Origin of the sequence: Gordonia alkanivorans (genome assembly GCF_004011905.1) — a bacterium.
In the GTDB taxonomy this organism is placed as follows: domain Bacteria; phylum Actinomycetota; class Actinomycetes; order Mycobacteriales; family Mycobacteriaceae; genus Gordonia; species Gordonia alkanivorans.
Map to the genome: position 1 here is coordinate 4,239,554 of NZ_CP027114.1, position 21,737 is coordinate 4,261,290.

General features: G+C 69.2%; 22 protein-coding genes. 7 read left to right on the forward strand and 15 right to left on the reverse strand.

What is annotated here, in order from left to right; all coding sequences use genetic code 11:
* Positions 1-106: 106 nt before the first annotated feature.
* Positions 107-1,591, forward strand: coding sequence for a PspC domain-containing protein (locus C5O27_RS19215; RefSeq protein ID WP_042376710.1), 1,485 nt, complete (start codon positions 107-109; stop codon positions 1,589-1,591).
* Positions 1,588-1,818, forward strand: a complete 231-nt coding sequence (locus tag C5O27_RS19220) for a hypothetical protein (protein WP_006360732.1) — start codon at positions 1,588-1,590, stop codon at positions 1,816-1,818. Before C5O27_RS19215 ends, C5O27_RS19220 begins: the two co-directional genes overlap by 4 nt.
* A gap of 61 nt (positions 1,819-1,879) precedes the next feature.
* On the opposite strand, the gene guaA is transcribed toward C5O27_RS19220, so the two are convergent.
* The gene (gene guaA / locus C5O27_RS19225) at positions 1,880-3,472 is read right to left on the reverse strand and encodes a glutamine-hydrolyzing GMP synthase (protein ID WP_127963409.1); all 1,593 of its coding nucleotides are present in this window, start codon (positions 3,470-3,472) and stop codon (positions 1,880-1,882) included.
* Positions 3,473-3,521: 49 nt separating this feature from the next.
* On the opposite strand from guaA, the gene C5O27_RS19230 reads away from it, so the two are divergent.
* The 3 genes from C5O27_RS19230 to C5O27_RS19240 are packed head-to-tail and all read left to right on the forward strand — an operon-like array spanning position 3,522 to position 5,447.
* Positions 3,522-4,148 (forward strand): biotin transporter BioY, encoded by a 627-nt coding sequence (locus C5O27_RS19230; protein ID WP_127963410.1) that lies wholly within the window; start codon positions 3,522-3,524, stop codon positions 4,146-4,148.
* Between the two features lie 25 nt (positions 4,149-4,173).
* Positions 4,174-4,848: an energy-coupling factor ABC transporter ATP-binding protein gene (locus C5O27_RS19235; RefSeq protein WP_127963411.1), complete on the forward strand. Its 675-nt coding sequence runs from the start codon at positions 4,174-4,176 to the stop codon at positions 4,846-4,848.
* On the forward strand, positions 4,845-5,447 hold the full coding sequence (locus C5O27_RS19240) for an energy-coupling factor transporter transmembrane component T family protein (RefSeq protein ID WP_006360728.1): 603 nt from the start codon (positions 4,845-4,847) through the stop codon (positions 5,445-5,447). The genes C5O27_RS19235 and C5O27_RS19240 overlap by 4 nt, the downstream gene beginning before the upstream one ends.
* 59 nt (positions 5,448-5,506) lie before the next feature.
* Here C5O27_RS19240 and C5O27_RS19245 read toward each other — a convergent pair whose 3' ends face one another.
* The 3 genes from C5O27_RS19245 to guaB all read right to left on the reverse strand — a co-directional run bounded on the left by C5O27_RS19245 (position 5,507) and on the right by guaB (position 10,090).
* Positions 5,507-7,270, reverse strand: coding sequence for a GMC family oxidoreductase N-terminal domain-containing protein (locus C5O27_RS19245; protein WP_127963412.1), 1,764 nt, complete (start codon positions 7,268-7,270; stop codon positions 5,507-5,509).
* A 51-nt stretch (positions 7,271-7,321) separates the two neighbouring features.
* Complete coding sequence (locus tag C5O27_RS19250) at positions 7,322-8,476, reverse strand: GuaB3 family IMP dehydrogenase-related protein (protein ID WP_075862860.1); 1,155 nt, start codon at positions 8,474-8,476, stop codon at positions 7,322-7,324.
* A 102-nt stretch (positions 8,477-8,578) separates the two neighbouring features.
* Positions 8,579-10,090 carry an IMP dehydrogenase gene (gene guaB / locus C5O27_RS19255; protein ID WP_035750559.1) on the reverse strand — a complete coding sequence of 504 codons (1,512 nt, stop codon included), beginning with the start codon at positions 10,088-10,090 and terminating at the stop codon, positions 8,579-8,581.
* 168 nt (positions 10,091-10,258) lie between these two features.
* On the opposite strand from guaB, the gene C5O27_RS19260 reads away from it, so the two are divergent.
* Complete coding sequence (locus C5O27_RS19260; RefSeq protein ID WP_005195870.1) at positions 10,259-10,648, forward strand: DUF5319 domain-containing protein; 390 nt, start codon at positions 10,259-10,261, stop codon at positions 10,646-10,648.
* A gap of 91 nt (positions 10,649-10,739) precedes the next feature.
* On the opposite strand, the gene C5O27_RS19265 is transcribed toward C5O27_RS19260, so the two are convergent.
* The 3 genes from C5O27_RS19265 to C5O27_RS19275 form a co-directional block, all read right to left on the reverse strand.
* Entirely contained in the window at positions 10,740-11,801 is a 1,062-nt protein-coding gene (locus C5O27_RS19265) for an anti-sigma-D factor RsdA (RefSeq protein WP_127963413.1), read from the reverse strand.
* Positions 11,785-12,372 carry a sigma-70 family RNA polymerase sigma factor gene (locus C5O27_RS19270; RefSeq protein ID WP_035750555.1) on the reverse strand — a complete coding sequence of 196 codons (588 nt, stop codon included), beginning with the start codon at positions 12,370-12,372 and terminating at the stop codon, positions 11,785-11,787. The genes C5O27_RS19265 and C5O27_RS19270 overlap by 17 nt, the downstream gene beginning before the upstream one ends.
* A gap of 120 nt (positions 12,373-12,492) precedes the next feature.
* A complete protein-coding gene (locus tag C5O27_RS19275) occupies positions 12,493-13,359 on the reverse strand; it encodes a hypothetical protein (protein WP_127963414.1) in 867 nt (288 codons plus the stop codon).
* 417 nt (positions 13,360-13,776) lie between these two features.
* On the opposite strand from C5O27_RS19275, the gene C5O27_RS19280 reads away from it, so the two are divergent.
* The gene (locus C5O27_RS19280) at positions 13,777-14,073 is read left to right on the forward strand and encodes a WhiB family transcriptional regulator (RefSeq protein ID WP_006360721.1); all 297 of its coding nucleotides are present in this window, start codon (positions 13,777-13,779) and stop codon (positions 14,071-14,073) included.
* A 139-nt stretch (positions 14,074-14,212) separates the two neighbouring features.
* Here C5O27_RS19280 and groL read toward each other — a convergent pair whose 3' ends face one another.
* From groL to alr, 8 genes are all read right to left on the reverse strand, one after another.
* Positions 14,213-15,829 (reverse strand): chaperonin GroEL, encoded by a 1,617-nt coding sequence (gene groL, locus C5O27_RS19285; RefSeq protein WP_075862858.1) that lies wholly within the window; start codon positions 15,827-15,829, stop codon positions 14,213-14,215.
* Positions 15,830-15,950: 121 nt separating this feature from the next.
* Positions 15,951-16,250: a co-chaperone GroES gene (groES, locus tag C5O27_RS19290; protein WP_004019185.1), complete on the reverse strand. Its 300-nt coding sequence runs from the start codon at positions 16,248-16,250 to the stop codon at positions 15,951-15,953.
* Positions 16,251-16,461: 211 nt separating this feature from the next.
* The gene (tsaD, locus tag C5O27_RS19295; RefSeq protein ID WP_127963415.1) at positions 16,462-17,508 is read right to left on the reverse strand and encodes a tRNA (adenosine(37)-N6)-threonylcarbamoyltransferase complex transferase subunit TsaD; all 1,047 of its coding nucleotides are present in this window, start codon (positions 17,506-17,508) and stop codon (positions 16,462-16,464) included.
* Complete coding sequence (gene rimI, locus C5O27_RS19300; RefSeq protein ID WP_006360716.1) at positions 17,505-18,014, reverse strand: ribosomal protein S18-alanine N-acetyltransferase; 510 nt, start codon at positions 18,012-18,014, stop codon at positions 17,505-17,507. The genes tsaD and rimI overlap by 4 nt, the downstream gene beginning before the upstream one ends.
* Positions 18,011-18,748 carry a tRNA (adenosine(37)-N6)-threonylcarbamoyltransferase complex dimerization subunit type 1 TsaB gene (gene tsaB / locus C5O27_RS19305; RefSeq protein ID WP_075862857.1) on the reverse strand — a complete coding sequence of 246 codons (738 nt, stop codon included), beginning with the start codon at positions 18,746-18,748 and terminating at the stop codon, positions 18,011-18,013. The genes rimI and tsaB overlap by 4 nt, the downstream gene beginning before the upstream one ends.
* A gap of 3 nt (positions 18,749-18,751) precedes the next feature.
* On the reverse strand, positions 18,752-19,279 hold the full coding sequence (gene tsaE, locus C5O27_RS19310; protein WP_075862856.1) for a tRNA (adenosine(37)-N6)-threonylcarbamoyltransferase complex ATPase subunit type 1 TsaE: 528 nt from the start codon (positions 19,277-19,279) through the stop codon (positions 18,752-18,754).
* Positions 19,276-20,418 (reverse strand): alpha/beta fold hydrolase, encoded by a 1,143-nt coding sequence (locus C5O27_RS19315; RefSeq protein ID WP_075862855.1) that lies wholly within the window; start codon positions 20,416-20,418, stop codon positions 19,276-19,278. Before C5O27_RS19315 ends, tsaE begins: the two co-directional genes overlap by 4 nt.
* Positions 20,415-21,572 (reverse strand): alanine racemase, encoded by a 1,158-nt coding sequence (gene alr / locus C5O27_RS19320; protein WP_127963416.1) that lies wholly within the window; start codon positions 21,570-21,572, stop codon positions 20,415-20,417. The genes C5O27_RS19315 and alr overlap by 4 nt, the downstream gene beginning before the upstream one ends.
* Positions 21,573-21,737 lie beyond the last annotated feature (165 nt).

Consider the following 21,737-nt stretch of genomic DNA (forward strand, 5'->3'; position numbering starts at 1 on the left):
CCTGTTTCTGTGCCCGCGGTCTCGGGGTGGAGGTTCGTCCCCCCGATCACCCCCGGGCGGAAATCAGGGGATCACCCGATGTGCTGCGGGTGCCCGGGAGAGCACGATGATCGCCATGGACACCAAGGAGTTCCAGAATCAGCTCAGGGAGATGTGGTCGACACGCCCCTACCGTCCGGAGAACCGGACCATCGCCGGCGTGTGCAGTGGCATCGCGGCCCGCTACCGCGTCGATCCGACGCTCGTGAAGATCGCCTTCGTGGTGTCCGCCTTCTTCGGCGGCAGCGGGCTGATCCTGTACCTGGCCGCGTGGATCGCGTTCCCGGGCCGGCAGCGCGCCCACACCGAGGCCCTTCGCGCCGCCCACTCCGGTGGTCGCGGCGGTCACCGCGGCCACGGCTGGGGCAACCCGCAGTTCATCGTGCTGGCCGTCCTCGCGATCGTCATCGTCACCTCGGTCGGCCCGAACCGCACCTGGGGATCGGGCGGACTGGTCGGCGCGATCCTCATGCTCGGCGGGTGGTACCTGCTCCACCTGCGCACCCCGACGCCCCCGCCCGGCACCAGCATCGACACCGTCGCCGTCACCGACGTCGTGGTGCCGCCGCCGACGGCGGGGCAGTTCGAACGCTGGGTCCCGCGCGCCATGGCCGGCACCGGGACCACCGGTGTCCCGGCGAACACACCGACCCCGACGAACGCCCCGGGCGTCGACTTGCAGAAACCCACATACGGCCCCGGAACGCAGCCGAGTCCGGCGACGAACGTGAACCCCACCACCGAGCCGGCCGTGAACTTCGCGGCGACAGAGGAGACGGGCTTGAGCCAGAACGACGTCGACACCGCTTCGGCCGGCACGCAACGCTGGTCTCCCCTGCCGACCCCGGTGCCCGCCTCCGACGACATCGACACCGCCCCGCCGGCCTGGGATCCGCTGGGCGTCGCCCCGTTCGCGTGGGATCTGCCCGAACCCGCCACACCGGTGAAGCCGGTCGAGCAGCGTCGTCGCCGGTCACCGTTGACGCTGATCGTCCTCGGGCTCGCGGTCATCGTCGGAGCGATCGGGACGGCCCTGCATCAGGCTGGAGTCGATTGGTTCACCGTGCCACGCATCCTCTCCCTGTCTCTGGCGGTCGTCGGTGCCGGCCTCGTGCTGGCCGCGACACTGCGCCGGCGCACCGGCGAGCACAGCACCGGCCTGCTGCCCGTCGCCATCCTGCTGGGTATCGCGACCATCGTGACCACCACGGTCTCCGGTGTCACCCTGCCCACCGGCGGGGTCGGCGATCGCAACTGGAAGCCACTGAGCGAGAACGACATCCAGCCCGAGTACACCCTCGGGATGGGTGAGATGACCCTCGACCTACGAGAGATCGACCTCACCGCCGACCGGCGGGTGGAACTACGGAACGGGATGGGCGTCATCGAGGTCGCGTTGCCCGAGAACATGAACGTCCGCGTCACCTGCGACACCGGCGTCGGCGACATCGAGTGTCCCGCCGGACTCGACGGCGGACGTGACGGCACCGACGGGCCCGTTCTCGAGATCGACGCACACACCGGCATGGGAGAGGTTCGGGTCACCCGATGAACGAGCAAACCGACAGCGGCCCGAACGCCGCCGACGACTACGCCGAATCAACCCATCGTGCACCGGGATTGGGGATCGTGGGCATCGCGGCCCTGGCGGTCGCGGGCTGGGGACTCGCCGGCGGACCGGCACTCCCCGACGCCGCCGACCTCGGCTGGGCCGCCGTCGGCGTCGGACTGCTGATCGGCCTGATCCTCATCATCTCCGGAACGCGTAGCCGGGGATGAGGGACGAGGGGTGAATGCAATCAGGCCGGCGCGATGATCACGCCGGCCTGATTGCGTTCGGTCATTCCCACTCGATGGTGCCCGGCGGCTTGCTCGTCACGTCGAGGACGACGCGGTTGACGTCGGGAACCTCGTTGGTGATGCGCGTCGAGATGACCTCGAGGACCTCGTAGGGCACGCGGGTCCAGTCGGCGGTCATCGCGTCCTCGCTCGAGACGGGACGCAGCACGATCGGGTGTCCGTAGGTACGGCCGTCGCCCTGGACGCCGACGCTGCGGACGTCGGCCAGCAGCACCACCGGGCACTGCCAGATCTGGGCGTCGAGGCCGGCGGCGGTCAGCTCCTCGCGGGCGATGAGGTCGGCCTTGCGCAGCATCTCCAGGCGATCGGCGGTCACCTCGCCGACGATGCGGATAGCCAGACCCGGGCCCGGGAACGGCTGGCGTGCCACGATCTCCTCGGGCAGGCCGAGCTCGCGACCGACGGCGCGGACCTCGTCCTTGAACAGCAGGCGCAGGGGCTCGACGAGGCTGAACTCGAGGTCGTCGGGCAGGCCGCCGACGTTGTGGTGGCTCTTGATGTTCGCGGTGCCGCTGCCGCCACCGGATTCCACGACGTCGGGGTACAGGGTGCCCTGGACCAGGAACTCGACCTTCTCCCCCGACTCGGCCTCCTCGCCGAGGACCTCGCTCACCGCGCCCTCGAAGGAACGGATGAACTCGCGGCCGATGATCTTGCGCTTGGTCTCCGGGTCGCTGACACCGGACAGCTCCTTGAGGAACGTGTCGGCGGCGTCGACGGTCACGAGCTTGGCGCCGGTCGCGCCGACGAAGTCGTGCTGGACCTGCTCGCGCTCACCGGCGCGGAGCAGTCCGTGGTCGACGAAGACACAGGTGAGGCGGTCACCGATGGCGCGCTGCACCAGCGCGGCGGCCACCGCGGAGTCGACACCGCCAGACAGACCGCAGATCGCCCGGCCGTCGCCGATCTGATCGGCGACCGCGTCGATGAGGGCGTCGGCGATGTTCGCCGCGGTCCAGGTGGCCTCGAGACCGGCGACCTCGTAGAGGAAGCGGGTGAGGATCTGCTGGCCGTGCGGGGTGTGCAGCACCTCGGGGTGGTACTGGACGCCGGCCATGCGGCGCTCGAGGTTCTCGAACGCCGCGACGGGGGCGCCGGGCGTCGAACCGGTGACGGTGAAGCCCTCCGGCGCGTGCTGCACCGCGTCGTTGTGGCTCATCCACACCGGCTGGGTGTCGGAGAGGCCCTGGTGCAGGATGCCCTCGCCGTTCGCCGTCAGGGTGGTGCGGCCGAACTCGCGGCCACCGGTGTTCGCGACCTCGCCACCGAGCTTCGCGGCCATCGCCTGGAAGCCGTAGCAGATGCCGAAGACCGGGATGTCCAGGTCGAATACGGCGGGATCGAGTTCGGGGGCGTCCTCGGCGTACACCGACGCCGGTCCGCCCGAGAGGATGATCGCGACCGGGTTCTTCTCCTGGATCTTCGCCAGCGGCGCGTCGTGGGAGATCACCTCGGAGTAGATCCGGGCCTCACGCACTCTCCGTGCGATCAGCTGCGCGTACTGCGCTCCGAAGTCGACGACGAGTACGGGCCGCGGGCCCTCGAGGAAATCCTCTGCAGAAGAGTCTGTCACCCCGTCGAGTCTAGTGGTCGACCACGACGTGAAATACTTCGACACCGACATGACTGCATCTCCCCGTACCACCGCATGGTCGCTGAGCATCGGCGATCTCACCCAGGCCGCCGTTTTCGCCGCGCTGATCGCCGCACTCGGCCTGCCCGGGACCATCAACATCGGCACCAGTGGCGTGCCGATCACGTTCCAGACCCTTGGTGTGATCCTGGCGGGAGCCGTCCTGGGACCCAGGAAGGGCACCCTCGCCGTCGTCATCTTCATGGTGCTGGCCATCGCCGGACTCCCCATCCTGTCGGGCGGACGCAGCGGCCTCACCGCGCTGGCCTCCCCGACCGCCGGCTACTTCGTCGGCTTCCTGCCCGCGGTCATCGTGATCGGCGTGCTCACCGCGGCGATGATGTCCGTCGGCGACAAACCGCGCTACCGCGTTCTCTGGGGCATCGGGATCAACGCGCTGGGCGGGATGTTCGCCCTGTACCTGTTCGGGGTGATCGGATTGGTCCTGCGCACCGACCTGACGGTGTGGGCGGCGATCACGTCGAACGGCCCGTTCATCATCGGCGACGTCATCAAGGTCGTCGTCGCCGCGGTGGTGGCCGCGCAGATCCATCGCGGTCGCCCCGGCCTCATCGAGCCGCTCCGACTGTCCCGGCGCGCCGGCGCCGGCAGCTGAGCCGCTCCGCGATCGCCCCGCTTCGATGATCGAGTTCACGAACGTCTCGCACGCCCACGACGACCGGGTCGTGCTGCGTGACGTCTCGCTGAATCTCACCGAGAACCGGATCGGCATCGTCGGGGCCAACGGCAGCGGGAAGTCGACCCTGGCGCGGATGATCAACGCGCTCGTCGTGCCCGGGACGGGCATGGTGACGGTCGACGGTCTCGACGTCTCCCGCAACAAACGTCAGGTCCGTCGCCGCGTCGGGTTCATCTTCTCCGACCCCGACCGGCAGATCATCATGCCGACGGTCATCGAGGACATCGAACTGTCGTTGCGCCGCACCGACCTAGACAAGAAGCAGCGCGCGATCCGGGCTCTCGAGGTGCTCGAGCGTTTCGGGCTGGGCGAGCACGCCGACCATCCCGCCCAACGGCTGTCCGGCGGGCAGAAACAGCTCCTCGCGCTCGCATCGATCTTCGTCACCGACCCGGCGATCATCGTCGCCGACGAGCCGACGACACTGCTCGACCTCCGCAACACGCGCATGCTCACCGACGTCTTCGCGACGCTCGACGAGCAACTCATCGTCGTCAGTCACGACCTCGACATCCTCGACGGCTTCGACCGCGTCATCGTCATCGACGACGGCCGGGTGGTCGCCGACGACGAGCCCTCGCCGGCGCTCGCCTACTACCGCACACTGATGTCGTGAACGTCCTCGGCGTCTACCGTCCCGGGAACACCCTGGTGCACCGGCTCCCGCCGGGGGTCAAGTTCGTCGCGATGGCCGTGGCGATCCTGGTGATGTCGCTGACCGTGCGGACGCTGCCCGCGTTGGGGATCGCGACCCTCGCGGTCGCGGCGACGTTCGCGCTCGCCGGGATCGGCCCGGTCGAGGCCTGGCGTCAACTCCGCCCGCTGCTCTGGATGTTGTTGTTCATCTTCGCTTTTCAGGTGATCTTCACCGATTGGCGACGCGCCGTGGTGATCTGCGGCGTGCTGGCGTTGTCGGTCGCGCTCGCCACGATCGTCACACTGACGACCCGCACCACCGACATGCTCGACGCCATTGTCCGCGGCCTGGGTCCGCTGCGCCACGTGGGCGTGCGCACCGACCTGATCGCCATCGCTCTGGCACTGACGATCCGAGCGATCCCGCTGATGGTCGAGGTGGTGCGCGAGGTCGACGAGGCACGCAAGGCGCGTGGGCTGCGGCCGGGTCCGCGCATCCTGGTGGCGCCGGTGGTGCTCGCCGCGCTCCGCACCGCGGACGGGTTCGCCGACACCCTCACCGCCCGCGGGCTCGACTAGCCGCAACCCGTAGAAGTCATGCGTGCCATGCACAGCCACATTTCTTCTCCGGAGTCCGGTCAGGCGGTGACGCCCGGTCGGGTGATCGGCGTGATCGGCAGGCGCAGCGCCCCGGGCGCATCCGCGGGGACGACCGGCGCCTTGGGCGTCGAGGGATCGATGCGCTGGTACGACTGCCCCTGCGACGGCCGGCGGTCTTCCTCACCCTTGTTCGGCCACAACGCGATCGCGCGCTCGGCCTGGGCACAGATCGTGAGCGACGGGTTCACACCGAGGTTCGCCGAGACCGATGCACCGTCGGTGACGTGCAGCGTCGGGTAGTTCCACACGCGCTGGTAGGGGTCGATGACGCCGGAGGACGGGTCGTCGGAGATCGCACACCCGCCGAGGTAGTGGGCGGTCAGCGGCATGTTGAAGATGTCGCCCCACGTGCCACCGGCGATGCCGCTGTTCATCTTGGCGGCGATCCGGCGAGTTGCCTCGTTGCCCTTGGGGATCCACGTCGGGTTCGGCTCGCCGTGTCCCTGCTTGCTGGTGACGTAGCGCAGCGGTCCCCGCTTGCGCACGAAGGTCGTCAGCGAGTTGTTGTTGTTCTGCATGACCAGCGCGATCACCGTGCGTTCGCTCCACTGCTTCACGACGAGCAGCCGAACCAGCAGGAACGGGTTCTTCGCGACCTGTTTCAGGAACTGCCCGAACCGGTTGCGGCGCGTGCCGCCGTCGGTGAGCAACGTCTGCAGGTAGGCGATCGCGTTGGAGCCCTTGCCATATCGCACCGGCTCGATGTGGGTGTTCGGCTCCGGGTAGAACGACGAGGTGATCGCGACGCCGCGCGAGTAGTCGTTCTCCGGATCGATCCGCGAACCCATCGCGCCCAGGATCGACTCCGAGTTCGTACGCGTCAGCTGTCCCATCGCATCCGAGATCTGCGGCAGCGTGGTCAGTTTCGCGTGATGCATCAGACGCTGGGTGTTGAACGTTCCGGCGGCGAGAATCACGTGACCGGCGGTGAAGGTGCGCTTGCGTCGTCCCAGCGGTCCCCACGAGGACGAGTGGTGTGTGCCGACCTGCCACGAGCCGTCGGCACGCTGGACGAGCGAGTCGACCGTGGTGCGGTCGACGATGGTGGCACCGTTGCGTTCCGCGAGTCCGAGGTAGTTCTTCAGCAGCGTGTTCTTGGCGCCGACGCGGCAGCCGGTCATGCAGGCTCCGCATTCGGTGCAGGCAGTGCGGTCGGGTCCCGCGCCGCCGAAGTACGGGTCGGGCACCGTCTCTCCGGGTGCGCCGGCGAGTCCGGTCTTGGCTCCGAAGAACACGCCGACGGGCGTGGGGGTCACGGTGTGGCCGACGCCCATCTCCTCCGCCACCTCGGCGACGATCCGGTCGGAAGAGGTGACAGTCGGGTTCTTGACCACGCCGAGCATCCGCCGGGCCTGGTCGTAGTACGGCGTGAGCTCGTCCTCCCAGTCGGTGATGTGGTTCCACTGGGGGTCGGTGAAGAACGGCGTCGGCGGCTTGTACAGCGTGTTCGCGTAGTTCAGCGAACCGCCGCCCACACCCGCACCGGCCAGGATCATCACATCCTTGAGCGCGTGGATGCGCTGGATTCCGTACAGGCCCAGCTTCGGCGCCCACAGCCAGCGGTTGAGACGCCATGAGGTCTTCGCGAACTCGTCGTCCTCGAAACGGCGACCCGCCTCGATGACGCCGACGCGGTAGCCCTTCTCCACGAGTCGCAGCGCGCTCACGCTGCCGCCGAAACCGGATCCGACGATGAGGACGTCGAAGTCCGCGGAGCTGTCGGATCGCTTCTTCACACCCATGAATACGATGCTAATGGTCGTTGTCACATGGGATGACCCAGGTCACCCTAACTAGGCGTGGACGGAAAGCCCCACCCGCTGGAACTCCTTGAGGTCGCAGTATCCGGCCTTGGCCATCGCGCGACGCAGGGCGCCGACGAGGTTGAGCTCGCCGAACGGGTCGTCGGACGGACCGTTGAGGACGCGCTCCAGGCTCGGGCGGTCGGCGTTGCCGGCCACCTGCAGGAGCGCGCCGCGCGGGGTGTCGGGGTGGGCGGCGGCCGACGGCCAGTACCAGCCACCACCGGGAGCCGACGCGGAGGCGGCGAGCGGCGTACCGAGCACAGCGGCGTCGGCACCACAGGCGATGGCCTTGATCAGGTCGCCCGAGTTGTGGATGTCGCCATCGGCGATGACGTGGACGTACCGTCCGCCGGTCTCGTCGAGGTAGTCGCGGCGGGCGGCGGCGGCGTCGGCGATGGCGGTGGCCATCGGCACGCCGATGCCCAGCACCTCACCGGTGGTGGTCGCGCCCGCGGCCGAGCCGTAACCGACGAACACACCGGCCGCACCGGTACGCATCAGGTGCAGCGCGGTGCGGTGGTCGTGCACACCACCCGCGATGACCGGGATGTCGAGATCGGCGATGAACGTCTTGAGGTTCAACGGTTCCCGGGCACCCTCGCCGTCGACCTGGGCGACGTGCTCGGCCGAGATGATCGTGCCGTGCACGACGAGGAGCTCGACACCGGCCTTGAGCAGCGCAGGGGTGAGTTCCGGCGCGTGCTGCGGGCTGACGCGGACCGCGGTGGTGACACCGGCGTCGCGCACCTGCGCCACCGCCTCGGCGAGCAGACCGCTGTCGAGGGGTGCCGCGTGCAGCTTCTGCAGATGACGCACCGCGGCATAGGGATCGGGATCGCCGGCGGCGATGGCGGCCAGCTCCTCGAGCTTGGCGTCGACGTCGCGATGCCGTGCCCACAGTCCTTCACCGTTGATGACGCCGAGCGCGCCGAGCTTGCCGAGTTCGATGGCCACCGACGGCGACACCAGGGCGTCGGTCGGGTGGCTCAGGATCGGCGACTCGAACCGGTAGGCATCGATCTGCCACGCGGTGGAGACGTCCTTGGAGGAACGGGTCCGACGGGACGGGACGATGCTGATGTCGTCCAGTTCGTAGGTCCGTCGGGCCGTCCGGCCCATGCCGATTTCGACGAGGTCACGCACCAGTGCGCCTTTCTGAGTGTTCAGGCTCCGGGGAGTTCAGCTGCACAACGACCCTACGGTGTCCCCGGTCCGGGCGGACCGGCGGGAACGACCGAGGAGACGTCAGCGGGAATAGTAGTTGGGCGCCTCGGCGGTGAGAGTGATGTCGTGCGGATGCGACTCCTTGAGCCCGGCCGCGGTGATCTGGACGAACCGCGCCGTCTGCAGATCGGTGATCGACGACGACCCGGTGTAACCCATCGCGGCGCGCAGGCCACCCACCAGCTGGTGGATCACCTGGGACAGCGGGCCGCGGAACGGCACCCGACCCTCGATGCCCTCGGGGACCAGCTTCTCCTCCTTGAGGACGTCGTCCTGGAAGTAGCGGTCCTTGGAGTACGACTTGGCCTGGCCGCGTCCCTGCATCGCGCCGAGCGAACCCATGCCGCGGTAGCTCTTGAACTGCTTGCCGTTGACGAGCACGAGTTCGCCGGGAGCCTCGGCGGTCCCGGCGAGCAGCGAACCGAGCATCGCGGTCGACGCACCGGCCGCAAGGGCCTTGGCGATGTCGCCCGAGTACTGCAGACCGCCGTCGGCGATGACCGGTACGTCGGCCTTCTGGCAGACGGCGACGGCCTCGAGAATCGCGGTGATCTGCGGTGCGCCGACGCCAGCCACGACGCGGGTTGTGCAGATGGAGCCCGGTCCGACGCCGACCTTCACCGCATCAGCACCGGCGTCGATGAGGGCCTGAGCGGCCTCACGGGTGGCGACGTTGCCGCCGACGACGTCGACGCGGTCGCCGACCTCGGCCTTGAGCTTGGCGACCATGTCGAGCACCAGACGATTGTGCGCGTGGGCGGTGTCGACGATGATCACGTCGACGCCGGCATCGGTCAGCGCCATCGCACGGTCCCACTGGGGTCCACCGGTGCCCACGGCCGCGCCGACGAGCAGACGGCCGTCGGAGTCCTTGGTGGCGTTCGGGTGCTGCTCGGTCTTGACGAAGTCCTTGACGGTGATCAGACCGGTGAGGCGACCGTTGCCGTCGACGATCGGCAGCTTCTCGATCTTGTTGCGACGCAGCAGCCCCAGGGCGGCCTCGGCGGAGACGCCCTCCTGCGCAGTGATGAGCGGCGCCTTGGTCATGACCTCGGCGACCGGACGGTTCTGGTCGACCTCGAAACGCATGTCGCGGTTGGTGATGATGCCGATGAGCTCGCCCTTGTCGTCGACGACGGGCAGGCCGGAGATGCGGTACCGCGCGCACATCGCGTCGACCTCGGCGAGGGTGTGGGTCGGCGAACAGGTGACGGGATCGGTCACCATGCCGGCCTCGGACCGCTTGACTGTCTCGACCTGGGCCGCCTGCGCCTCGATGGACAGGTTGCGGTGCAGCACGCCCATACCGCCGGCGCGCGCCATCGCGATGGCCATGCGAGACTCGGTCACGGTGTCCATCGCCGAGCTCACCAGCGGCACGCGAAGGGTCACGTTCTTGGTCACCCGCGAGGAGGTGTCGACCTCGCTGGGGATCACGTCCGAGGCCGAGGGCAACAAGAGGACGTCGTCGAAGGTCAGGCCGAGCATTGCGACCTTGCCGGGATCGTCTCCACCGGTGCGAACATGCGTCATCGGTCCATCGTATCGACTCGATGGATGCGGCGATCGTCACACGTGCACTGTGCGCCGGGGACGCGTCCGGGAGGCCGTGTTCCCGCCTCCCCGGCGCCTGCCGTATATCGCCTGAATACCTTCGGATGCCTGCGGCGTGACAGCCCCGGGATCGGCTACGGTGGTGGGGTGCGTGACCACCTGCCACCCGGCCTCCCGCCGGACCCGTTCGCCGACGACCCGAGCGACCCCGCTTCCGCATTGGACAGCGTGGAGCCGGGCATCCCGTTGGACGAGAACGAGCGGCTGGCGGTCGAAGAAGACCTGGCCGACCTCGCCGTCTACGAGGCGCTGCTCGCCCACCGCGGCGTCCGGGGCCTCGTCGTCGTGTGCGATGACTGCCACGAGGATCACTACCACGACTGGGACATGCTCCGCGCGAACCTGATCCAGCTCCTCATCGACGGCACCGTCCGCCCGCATGAGCCGGCCGTCGACCCGCGCCCCGACGCCTACGTCACCTGGGACTACTGCCGCGGCTACGCCGACGCCCGCAACCACTACGACGAAGGCCGCTGACCCTCGGGGCCCACAGACCACCGATCCCTCTCACACGACTGCGCCCGTACCGATCTCGGTACGGGCGCAGTCGTGTGTGGTTCGTGCGGGTCTAGCGGGGACGACCCTCGGACGCGTCGACGCCGGGCGGCGGCGTCCACGGGAACGCCGGGAAGTCGGCAGGTGTCCGCGTCATCGAGGAACTCGTGGGCGGCACCTCTTCGGTCGGCTCGCTCGGTGGGCTCGACGGCACCGGCTCCTCGCTCTGACCGGGCTCCTCGACCGGGGTGGGCACCTTGGTCGTGGGAGTCGTGGTCACGGAGGTGTCGGAGGGCGACGGCTCCCCGGACCGGTTGCGCACGTCCGGATTCGTGGTCGGCTCACCCGACTCGGTCACCGCGGGCTCCGACCGATCGGCCGACGACGTGGCCTCCCTGGTGGTCGGCAGACCGGCCCCGGCGCGCAGCCGGTTCATCCAGTCCGACATCTCCTCGCGGGTGTCCTTGTCGCGCATCGGCCCCATGCTGCCCTGGGCCTTGGCGATGAAGCTCGCGGCCGCCGCGGTGTCGCCGGCGGCGATGGCCGCCTCGGCGCGTTCGAGGTTGGCGCGTACGTCGTGGGCCGCCTGGGTCTCGGAGGCGGCCTCGGCGAACACGACCTGCTTGACGCCCCACAACGGGTCACCCGGCTGCGAGCCCTCGGACAGGACGGTCAGGCCGGCGGCCGCCACGATGACGATCGCGGCCGCGCCGGACACGACGCGGAGGTGGCGCACCATGCGACGGCCACGACTCGCGCGTTCGGTGCTCTCGATGGCCCGCTCGACGTCGTCGACGGAGACCAGCTCCGGCACCGGGGCCGACACGGTCTCGTTGCGCCAGCCCGAGAGAAGTTCGGCGAGTTCATATTCCGCGTCGTCACGCGTGGGGACGGGAACGTCGTGGGAGAGCGCCTCGAGGAAGTTCTCGTCGAAACCGACCTCGGCGAGGTCCAGCGACTCCCCGCCGAGCACGATCGGTTCGCGCTCGAGGGCGTCGTCGCCGGACACGGGACCACCGGTGGACGGGCCACTCGGACCGGGTCCCCGACCATGGGCCGGCGGCCGGCCGGGACGGCCGAGCTGATCACGCCCGTGGACAGAGCGACGATGACGCCAGTCAGATCCTCCGCTCATCGTGACCTCCTGTCCGTTTCAACTCGTCCTTCAACTTGGCCAGCGCCCGGTGCTGGGCGACTCGAACCGCACCCGCGGTGCTTCCGATCATCTGGGCCGTCTCCTCGGCTGACATGCCGACGACCAGCCGGAGTACCAGCACCTCGCGCTGCTTCTCCGGAAGTATGTCGAGCAATGCGCGCATCCGCCTGCTGCTGTCGGCGTCGAGAGCCGACTGCTCCGGCCCACCGGTGACGTGTCCGACCTCGGGCACGTCCTCCACCGGATCGGCCTTGACCCGGGCGGCGACCCGCATGGCGTCGGCGACCTTGTGTGAGGTGATGCCGTAGACGAAGGCCATGAACGGCTTGCCCTGGTCCCGATAACGGGGCAGCGCGGTCATCACCGCCATCAAAGCCTCCTGCGCGATGTCATCTGCGGAGAACAGATGACGTTCTCCGATTCCGATTCGCCCTCGGCAATAGCGCAGGATCGGTTCCTGCACGCTTTCGAGAACTGATGTGAGAGCTGCACGATCACCCTGGCCCGCGGCCCGGACGGCGTCGTCCAACTCACCACCTGTCAGCTTCATCGCGCGTAGGAATCCCCGTGTTACAGATCGGTTGACCGTTTGTGAGCCGGTCCTGTTACGGGCCCCGACACCCCGGAACGTCGTGACAACGCCGGGGCAGACCCTCAAACACCTTAGCCATCAGCCCTCGGGCATCAGTGCCATGCCCTTGCCGATCAGCGTGGCGCGAAGGTCCCGGTGCCTCTTCTCCTCTGAATCAGACGCCGCGACCATCCCGGTGAGCAGGCTCAGTCCCGCCCACTCCAGCGGCAGCAGACCGTGTTCACCTGCGTCGACGACTACGTTGCGGGCCCGGGCGGCCGACGCCTCGACCTCCCCCACACCCGCGAGGGCTGCCGCATGGATGAGAGAGGTCTTCACGCGGTGCCGCGCCGGTACGTCGGAGGTGTCGGTCAGATGCCGGACCAGCAAGTCGCCGGCCTCCGCGTGGGCCAACCCCGCCGCGACGTCTCCGGAGTACAGGCCGAGTTCGGCGCTGACCCACTCCCAGCGAAGCCGGCACCGGCCGTGGGTGGGCCAGTCGACCGGCGGTGCCGAGACCCAGTCTTCGGCGGGATCGGACAGCAGTGACCGCGCACGATCGAGGACTCGCGCCGACGCTCCGAAACGAAGGAGACCGAGGTTGTCCGCGGCCAGCCCGATGAGGGCGTCGGCGCGTGCGGCCCGCACCGGGTCGACACCTGCCTCGCCGCCCGGTGCCGGGTCGATCCCCGCGACGGTCGCGAACGCGAGACCGTCGAGCCCCAGCGAGAGGTCGTGGCGTCCGCCCTGACGCAGTAGAGAGGCCGTCGTGCTGCGGCACAGTGACAGCAGTGCCGCGGCCCCCGGTCCGCGCGGCATCGACCCGTGCGCGGACCGCACGTCCTCGCCCAGCCGGGCCAGCTCGGTGAGCGCCGCGGCGTACTCACCGCGTCCTCCCGCCTCCACGGCCGCCTTCCAACGCAGTTCAGGGGCCATGTCGAGGCCCTGCGAAGTGGTCTTGATCACTACGTCTCTTTTGGTTTGCATGAATTTAACGAACGATTCCCAACGTTAATCCTGAGACCAGATCATCGGCGGATAAGAAGCAGATTTCCTCGGTGTTAACCGTTGACATGGTCGTCGTTTGATGGTCGTTGCGTTCCCGCCCTCCAGACAAACGCCATTTTGCTGAATACTCGCAGCTCATCGATCGTTCCTTTCGTCCGGTCGGAGGGCACGCCGACCGCTGGGCAGCACTGTGCTATCGCCTTCCGTTCATCTAACGCGCCGTTAACATTTCCGAGACTTTCACCCGGCGGATCGCCGATTTCAGCGGTATTGACGTCATTTCTCACACCCGCTTAATGTGAGCCCCAGCGTTGCAGTAAATCGACGTTTCTCCACCGAGCACCTCGGTGCGGCCCTAGACAAGGAGCAGCTGCCATGCCTCAGCCCAACCATCTCCCCGGCCCCAACGCAGACATCTGGGACTGGCAGATGTCCGGCCTCTGCCGCGGCGTCGACTCCTCGATGTTCTTCCATCCTGACGGTGAACGCGGCCGTGCGCGCGCTCAGCGTGAGCGTCGGGCCAAGGAACTGTGCCACCAGTGCCCCGTCATCGCCCAGTGCCGCGAGCACGCGCTCGCCGTGGCCGAGCCCTACGGGATCTGGGGCGGGCTCTCGGAGTCCGAGCGCAGCATGCTGATGAAGCGCGGTGTCGGCCGCCGCATGGCGAGCTGAGCAGTCCGTAACCGCCGGCGGAGAGGGACCCGCCGACGATCAGGGCCACCGCGGCACCACCGCACACAACACAGGAGCCGGGCATCCGCAGAGGATGCCCGGCTCCTGTGTTGTGTACTACCGGCGCGATGCGCTCAGCTCAGTGCGCGTGACCGTGTCCGGCGTGACCGGCCGGCTCCTGCGCGGGCTGATCGGTGATCGCGGTCTCGGTGGTGAGCACCATGCGGGCGACCGACGCGGCGTTGACAACCGCGGAACGGGTCACCTTCACCGGGTCGATGATGCCCTCGCCGACGAGGTCACCGTAGGTGAGGCTCGCGGCGTTGAAGCCCTCGTTCTTGCCGAGGTCGGCGACCTTGGACACCACGACGGCACCGTCGAGACCGGCGTTGGAGGCGATCCAGAACAGCGGGGCCTTGGCGGCGTCCCGGACCACGCGGACGCCCAGCGCCTCGTCGTCGGTCAGCGAGGCGGCGAGCTCGTCGAGCACCTTCGATGCCTGGACGATGGCCGAACCGCCGCCGGGGATGATGCCTTCCTCGACCGCGGCCTTGGCTGCGGCGACAGCGTCCTCGACGCGGTGCTTGCGCTCCTTGAGGGAGGTCTCGGTGGCCGCACCGACGCGGATGACGGCGACGCCGCCGGCCAGCTTGGCCAGACGCTCGGCGAGCTTCTCCTTGTCCCAGTCGGAGTCCGACGCCTCGATCTCGCGACGCAGCTGCGCGGCGCGACCGGCGATGGCCTCCTTGGTGCCCGCACCCTCGACGATGGTGGTGGCGTCCTTGGTGACGACGACACGACGCGCCGAACCGAGAACCTCCAGGCCCACGGTCGACAGGGTCAGGCCCACGTCGGAGGTGACCACGGTGCCGCCGGTGACGACCGCCAGGTCCTCCATGAACGCCTTGCGACGGTCACCGAAGAACGGCGACTTCACCGCGACGGCGCGGATGGTCTTGCGGATCGAGTTCACCACGAGGGTCGACAGCGGCTCGCCCTCGACGTCCTCGGCGACGATCAGCAGGGACTTGCCCGCCTCGACGACCTTCTCCAGCAGCGGCAGGAACTCCGGCAGCGAGCTGATCTTGTCGCGGTACAGCAGCACGAGCGCGTCCTCGAGGACCGCTTCCTGGCTGTCGACGTCGGTGACGAAGTACGGCGAGAGGAAGCCCTTGTCGAACTGCACGCCCTCGGTGATCTCGAGTTCGGTCTGCAGACCCGAGCCCTCTTCGACGGTGACGACGCCGTCAGCGCCGACCACGCTCATCGCCTTGCCGACCATCTCGCCGATCTCCTCGTCACGCGAGGAGACGGTGGCGATCTGGGCGATGGACTGCTCGCCGTCGACCGGGGTCGCGGCGGCCAGCAGGGCCTCGCTCAGTGCGTCGGCGGCCTTGCTGATGCCCACGCCGAGTGCGATCGGGTTGGCACCGGCGGCGACGTTGCGCAGTCCGGCCTTGACCATCGCCTGCGCGAGAACGGTTGCGGTGGTGGTGCCGTCGCCTGCGACGTCGTTGGTCTTGGTGGCAACCGACTTCACCAGCTGGGCACCGAGGTTCTCGAAGGGGTCCTCGAGGTCGATGTCACGAGCGATGGTGACGCCGTCGTTGGTGACGCTCGGTCCGCCGAATGCCTTGGCCAGCACCACGTGCCGGCCGCGCGGGCCCAGGGTGACCTTGACGGTGTCGGCGAGCTGATCGATGCCTCGCTCGAGCGCCCGCCGCGCGGTTTCGTTGAATTCAATCTGCTTGGCCATGAATCTCTTTCTTCACGGGAGTCGTCCGACACAACGCACACCGCCCCGGTACCCCTGCACGGGGAGCCGGGGCGGTGCGTCGAGTCGCGAGACGACTCGCGGGGTCTGTGTGGCCCGAGTCCTACTTGCCGATGACGGCGAGGACGTCGCGCGCCGACAGGATCAGGTACTCCTCGCCGGCGTACTTGATCTCGGTGCCGCCGTACTTGCTGTAGATGACGGTGTCACCTTCCTTGACGTCCACGGGGACGCGGTTGCCCTGCTCGGTGACCCGGCCCTCGCCGACGGCGATGACGGTGCCTTCCTGCGGCTTCTCCTTGGCGGAGTCCGGGATGACCAGGCCCGAGGCGGTGGTCGTCTCGGCCTCGACGGCCTGCACCAGGATCTTGTCCTCAAGCGGCTTGATGTTCACGCTCGCCACGATGTGAGTCCTCAACTTTCGTACTGAGAAAGAATCTGCACGTTCATGGCCCTGGGACAAAACCTCGTCGTCGCGGGTGTCCGAGGCTTCACTCAGCGCCGACTAGCACTCTATACGTGCGAGTGCCAGCACTCAAGGGTGGAGGGTGCAAAATGCCGGAGTTTCGCTCGCCGCGAATACAGCTCGGCGCGTCGGGGCCCCCGAAGAGGCCTCAGAGCTGACTGACCCGCACCGACATCGCCGGGTCGGATGCGACCGTGAGCGGCGACGGCGCCGCGCCTCCGGCGATCACGTGCGCGCCCAGCGTCGCGATCATGACCCCGTTGTCGGTGCAGAGTCGCGGCTTGGGCACGCGCAGCGTGATGCCGGCGGCCGCGCACCGCTCCTCGGCGAGCGACCGAATCCGCGAGTTGGCGGTCGCACCACCGCCGAGGACGAGCGTGTCGACTCCCAGATCACCGCACGCACGAACCGCTTTCATGGTGAGCACGTCGGCGACGGCCTCCTGGAACGACGCCGCGACGTCGGCCACCGGGACCGCCACCCCGTCGCGCTCACACTTCTCCACGTACCGCGCGACCGCCGTCTTGAGACCGCTGAACGAGAAGTCGTGGCGGGCGTCGCGCGGGCCGGTCATCCCGCGGGGAAAAGCGATGGCCTCAGGGTCGCCGTCGCGGGCGGCACGGTCGAGGGCCGGGCCGCCGGGGAATCCGAGGTCGAGGATCCGGGCGACCTTGTCGAAGGCCTCCCCCGCCGCGTCGTCGACCGTGGTGCCGAGTTCGACGATCGGCTCGGCGAGATCGGTGACGTGCAGCAGATGAGTGTGTCCGCCGGACACGAGCAGGGCGACGCACTCGGGCATCGGGCCGTGCTCGAGGGTGTCCACCGCGACGTGCCCGCCGAGATGGTTCATCGCGTACAGCGGCACATCCCAGGCGAGCGCATAGGCCTTGGCCGCGGCGACGCCGACGAGCAGCGCGCCCGCGAGCCCAGGCCCGATGGTGACGGCGATGGCGTCGGGCCGGTCGATGCCGGCGGCCTCACGAGCACGGCGCATCGTCGGCACGATGGCCTCGAGGTGTGCGCGCGAGGCGATCTCGGGGACGACGCCGCCGAAACGGGCGTGTTCGTCGACGCTCGAGGCGACCTCGTCGGCGAGCAGCGTCGCGTGGCCGGGGGTGTCGCCGTCGGCCGGCGTCCAGCGCACGATGCCCACTCCGGTCTCGTCGCAGGAACTCTCGATGCCCATGACGATCATGCCGGGCCCTCCTCGGGGTCGAGCGGCCGTCCCGAACTCGGGACCCGCAACATCGTGTAGGCATCCGCACCGGACGGCTGATAGTAGTTCCGGCGGATTCCGGCGGTGCTGAAGCCATGCCGGGAGTACAGGGTGATCGCGACGTCGTTGTCGGTGCGGACCTCGAGGAACACCGGGGCGTCGACGGCGTCGGCCACCGCCAGCATCGCCTCCAGCAGGTCCTTGCCGATCCCCCGCCCGCGATGGGCGGGATCGACTGCGATCGTGTGGATCTCGCATTCGTAGGCGTCGGGCTGACCGAGCGTGGAGATCCCGGCGTAGCCGATGACCTCGCCGCCCGCGCGTTCGCGCGCCGCGAAGTAGGTGTTGTAGGGCGCGTTCAGTTCGGCCCGGAACGCCGACGCCGGCCACGGCGAGTCCTCGGCGAACATCAGCTTCTCCAGCGCCGCGCACTGCGGGATGTCGCCGTAGGTCAGCGCATCGATGATCAGCTCCGGCGCCGTCACCGCGCGGCCCCCAGTTTCCGGGCCTTCTGCTCGACCGCATCGGGACGTCGGAGATACAGCGGCACAAGGGGTTCGGGGATCTCACCGGCGATGATCGCGGGAGCGGCCGCCGCGACGAGTCCGCGAGCCGACGGCACGGTGGCCTGCGGCGGCGCGCCCGTCCAGCCGACCAGTTCGAGATGGGACGCCGAGCCGGACGCCGCCCCGACCTCGCCTGCGGTGAATACCGGGGACAGTTCCTCGGCGACCGTCGCCGGGGCGGTGACCTCGGGTCCGCGCACCCGCGCACCGTCGCGGTACAACGCCCAGTACACCTCTCGGCGCCGGGCGTCGGTGACGACGAGGACGTCGGAACCCTCGCCGGGCGGGGTCGTGTCGAGGTTGAGCGCGTCCAGCGAACACACGCCGTGGGCGGGGATGCCGAGTGCGTCGGCGAAGGCCGCGCCGGTGGCCATGCCCACGCGCAGACCGGTGAACGGCCCGGGGCCGCATCCGACGACCACCGCGGCCAGCGAGTCGCGGGAGATCCCGGACTCGGCAAGGCATTCCGCGATCAGGGTGGTGAGCAGTTCGGCATGCCGACGGTGGTCGGTGACCACGCGTTCGGCGAGCACCCGCACATCGGCGATCGTGTCGCCGGTCAGTTCGACGACCCCGGTGACCACCGAGTCGGTCGCGGTGTCGATCGCGAGCACCGTCCGGGCCGCGCCGAGACCCCCTTCACCGGAACTCATTCCTCACCTCACCCACTCCCACTCCACATGTCGCACATCGGTGTCCACATCCCGGCGCAACCGCACCACGAGATAGCGCTGCGCCAGCCGCTCGGCCACACCCTCACCCCATTCGACCACGACGACCGCATTCGTCAGCTCCGTGTCCAGGTCCAGGGCGTCGAGCTCGTCGAGACCGCCTCGCGCCAGTCCCCCGTCCCCGTCGCCGCCTGCCAGCCCGAGCCGGTACGCGTCGACGTGAACCATCGCCGGCCCTCCGGGACGGCCCGGCCGGTGCTCGCGCGCGATGATGAAGGTCGGCGAGGTGACCCGGCCCTCGATCCCCAGACCTGCGCCGATGCCGCGCGCCAGGGCGGTCTTGCCCGCACCGAGCGGGCCGTCGAGGATCACCAGGTCGCCCGGCGACAACACGGTGGCGAGTTCGGCGCCGAACGCCTCGGTGTCGGCGACCTCCGGTAACTCGCGGGTCCCGGTGCGGTCGGTGACCGGCGTCGGGCGGGTTCCGCCGGCGTGCGGCCTCTCCGGGCTCATGCCTTCGCCCGTCGCTTCCACCAGCGACGCCGGGGCGCAGGCAGCGCGACCCGGGCGCGGTCCACGAGATCGACGATCGCGTCGCTGACCAATCGGGGTTCCTCCATCTGGACCATGTGACCGGCTCCCTTGACCACCACGAGACGAGAATCCGGGCCGAGCTGGGAGTACATGCGCACCGAGTTCGGCAGCGGCGTCAGCCGGTCCTTGTCGCCGCACACGACGGTCGTGGGCACCTGCGCCAGCACCGGAAGCGCCGTCGACTCGTCGTGGATCTCCAAGGCGTGCAAGAAGTTCACGATGGTCTCGATCGGCGTGGACTGGATCATCTTCTCCACGGCGCTACCGAGCGCCGGACTGAAGAACGCCGGGCCGAAGCTGGCCGCGACGAGCACCGGTTCGAGGGCCTGGCGGGTCAGTCCGCGGCCGGCCTGGACCAGGCGCGGTGCGCGGCGGACGCTCAGGCGGAAGGCGTCGATCACCGGATTGCCCAATCCCTCACCGAGTCCCGCCTCGGTCAGGCCCCGCGAGGCGGTCGCGACCAGGCCGACCCCCGCAACCGGTCCGGTGGACGAGAACAGCGCCGGGTGCCGGCGCGCCAGACCCATCACCGTCATGCCGCCCATCGAATGCCCCACCACCACAACGGGTCCGCTGGTCACCGTCGAGCGGATCACCGCCGCGGCGTCGTCGGCGAGTTGCGCGATCGTGCAGGTCTCGGCCGGCGCGGGATCGCTCTCGCCGTGGCCGCGGTGATCGTAGAAGACGAAGCGGTAGTTGCGGTCGGCCCACTCGGCGGCAAGCTGTTCACATTGGAAGTGCCAGCTCGCCAACCGCAGGCTGAACCCGTGCACGAAGACGATGGTGAGCTCGGGATATGCGCCGTTCGGGACGTCACCGAGGTCGATGGTCCGGACCGCGAGATCGAGGCCGTCGTCGGTGGTCACGGTCCGTGCGTGCTCGTCGTACATCGTGGTGAGGTCGATGTCGGCGTGGGGATCCGACCTGCCGACGACGCTCTTGCGCGCCATGTTGCGCGCCGCGCCGATCGCCGCCAGGCCGCCCAGTGCCGCGACACCCGCCAACCCGGCCAGCAGCCCGACGCGTTCGGAATCGTCCACCACGCTCACCCCGCTCACTCGTCGGCCACCGCGTCACCGCGGGCCGGGCCCGCGTTCAGGTAGCGCCGGACCGCACGGTTGCCGACCTGGGAGACGATCTCGTAGTCGATGGTGCCGATGGCGTCGGCCCAGTCCTTGGCCGTGACGCCGCCGCGGGCGCCGGTGCCGAAGAGTTCGACCTCGTCGCCCTCCCGCACCCCGGCCCCGTCTGGTCCGAGGTCGACGACGAACTGGTCCATGCAGATGCGCCCGATGCCGTCGAACAGGCGATCGGCGATGCGCACCCGGATGCGGCCCGACAGCAGTCGCGGCACCCCGTCGGCGTAACCGGCCGGGACGATCGCGACGACGGTGTCGTGCGGTGTGATCCAGGTGTGACTGTAGGAGACGCCCTGCCCGGCAGCGACCTTCTTGACCAGGGCCACCCGCGCCGACAGCGTCATCGCCGGGATGAGCCCGAAGTCGCCGAATTCGGGGACCGGGGTCCGGCCGTACAGTGCGATACCGGGGCGGACGAGGTCGCGCGCCAGGTCCGGACGGGTCAGTGCCGCAGGCGAGTTCGCGATGTGCATGATCTCGGGCGCCGCGCCGAGGCGGGCGAGGTCGGCGGCCGCGGCGTCGAGTCGGGCTGCCTGCTCGCTGTTGAGGGGATGGTCGGGTTCGTCGCCGCGGGCGAGGTGACACATCACCGCGCGGACGGTGACCGCTCCCTCGGCGTGCGCCTTCGCGAGCTTCTCGGCGAAGTCGTCCCATTCGTCGACGGCGACGCCGCTCCGGTTGAGGCCGGTGTCCACCTTGGCCGTCACGCTCGCCGCGACACCGGTGGCCCGGGCGGCGGCGACCACCGCGTCGAGCTGAGCGACGGAAGACAGTGCGATCTCGATGCGGTCGGTGACGGCACCCGAGAAGTCCGCACCCGGTGTGTGCAGCCAGGCGGTGATCGGCGCGTCGATCCCGGCGGCACGCAGTGCGCGCGCCTCGGTGATGTGCGCGACGCCCAGCTCGGCGGCACCCGCGGCGATCACCGCCTTCGCGACCGGCACGGCGCCGTGGCCGTAGGCGTCGGCTTTCACGACCGCCATCACGGCAGCGTTCGAAGCAGTACGCAACACATCGAGGTTGTGCGCGATGGCGCCGAGGTCGACGGTCGCGGTCAGGGCAGCGGAAGTCATCGCCGACCATTCTCCCAGATCGTCACCACCGATTTGTGCGCGGCGACCCGCGGAACGCCATGACCAGCCATTTCACCCGGCCGTGTATGAGTAATCACACCGATGCGGCCGTCGCGGGGACGCGGTTGGCTGAACGACAGATGCAGCTCACCTCTTCAGAAAGCG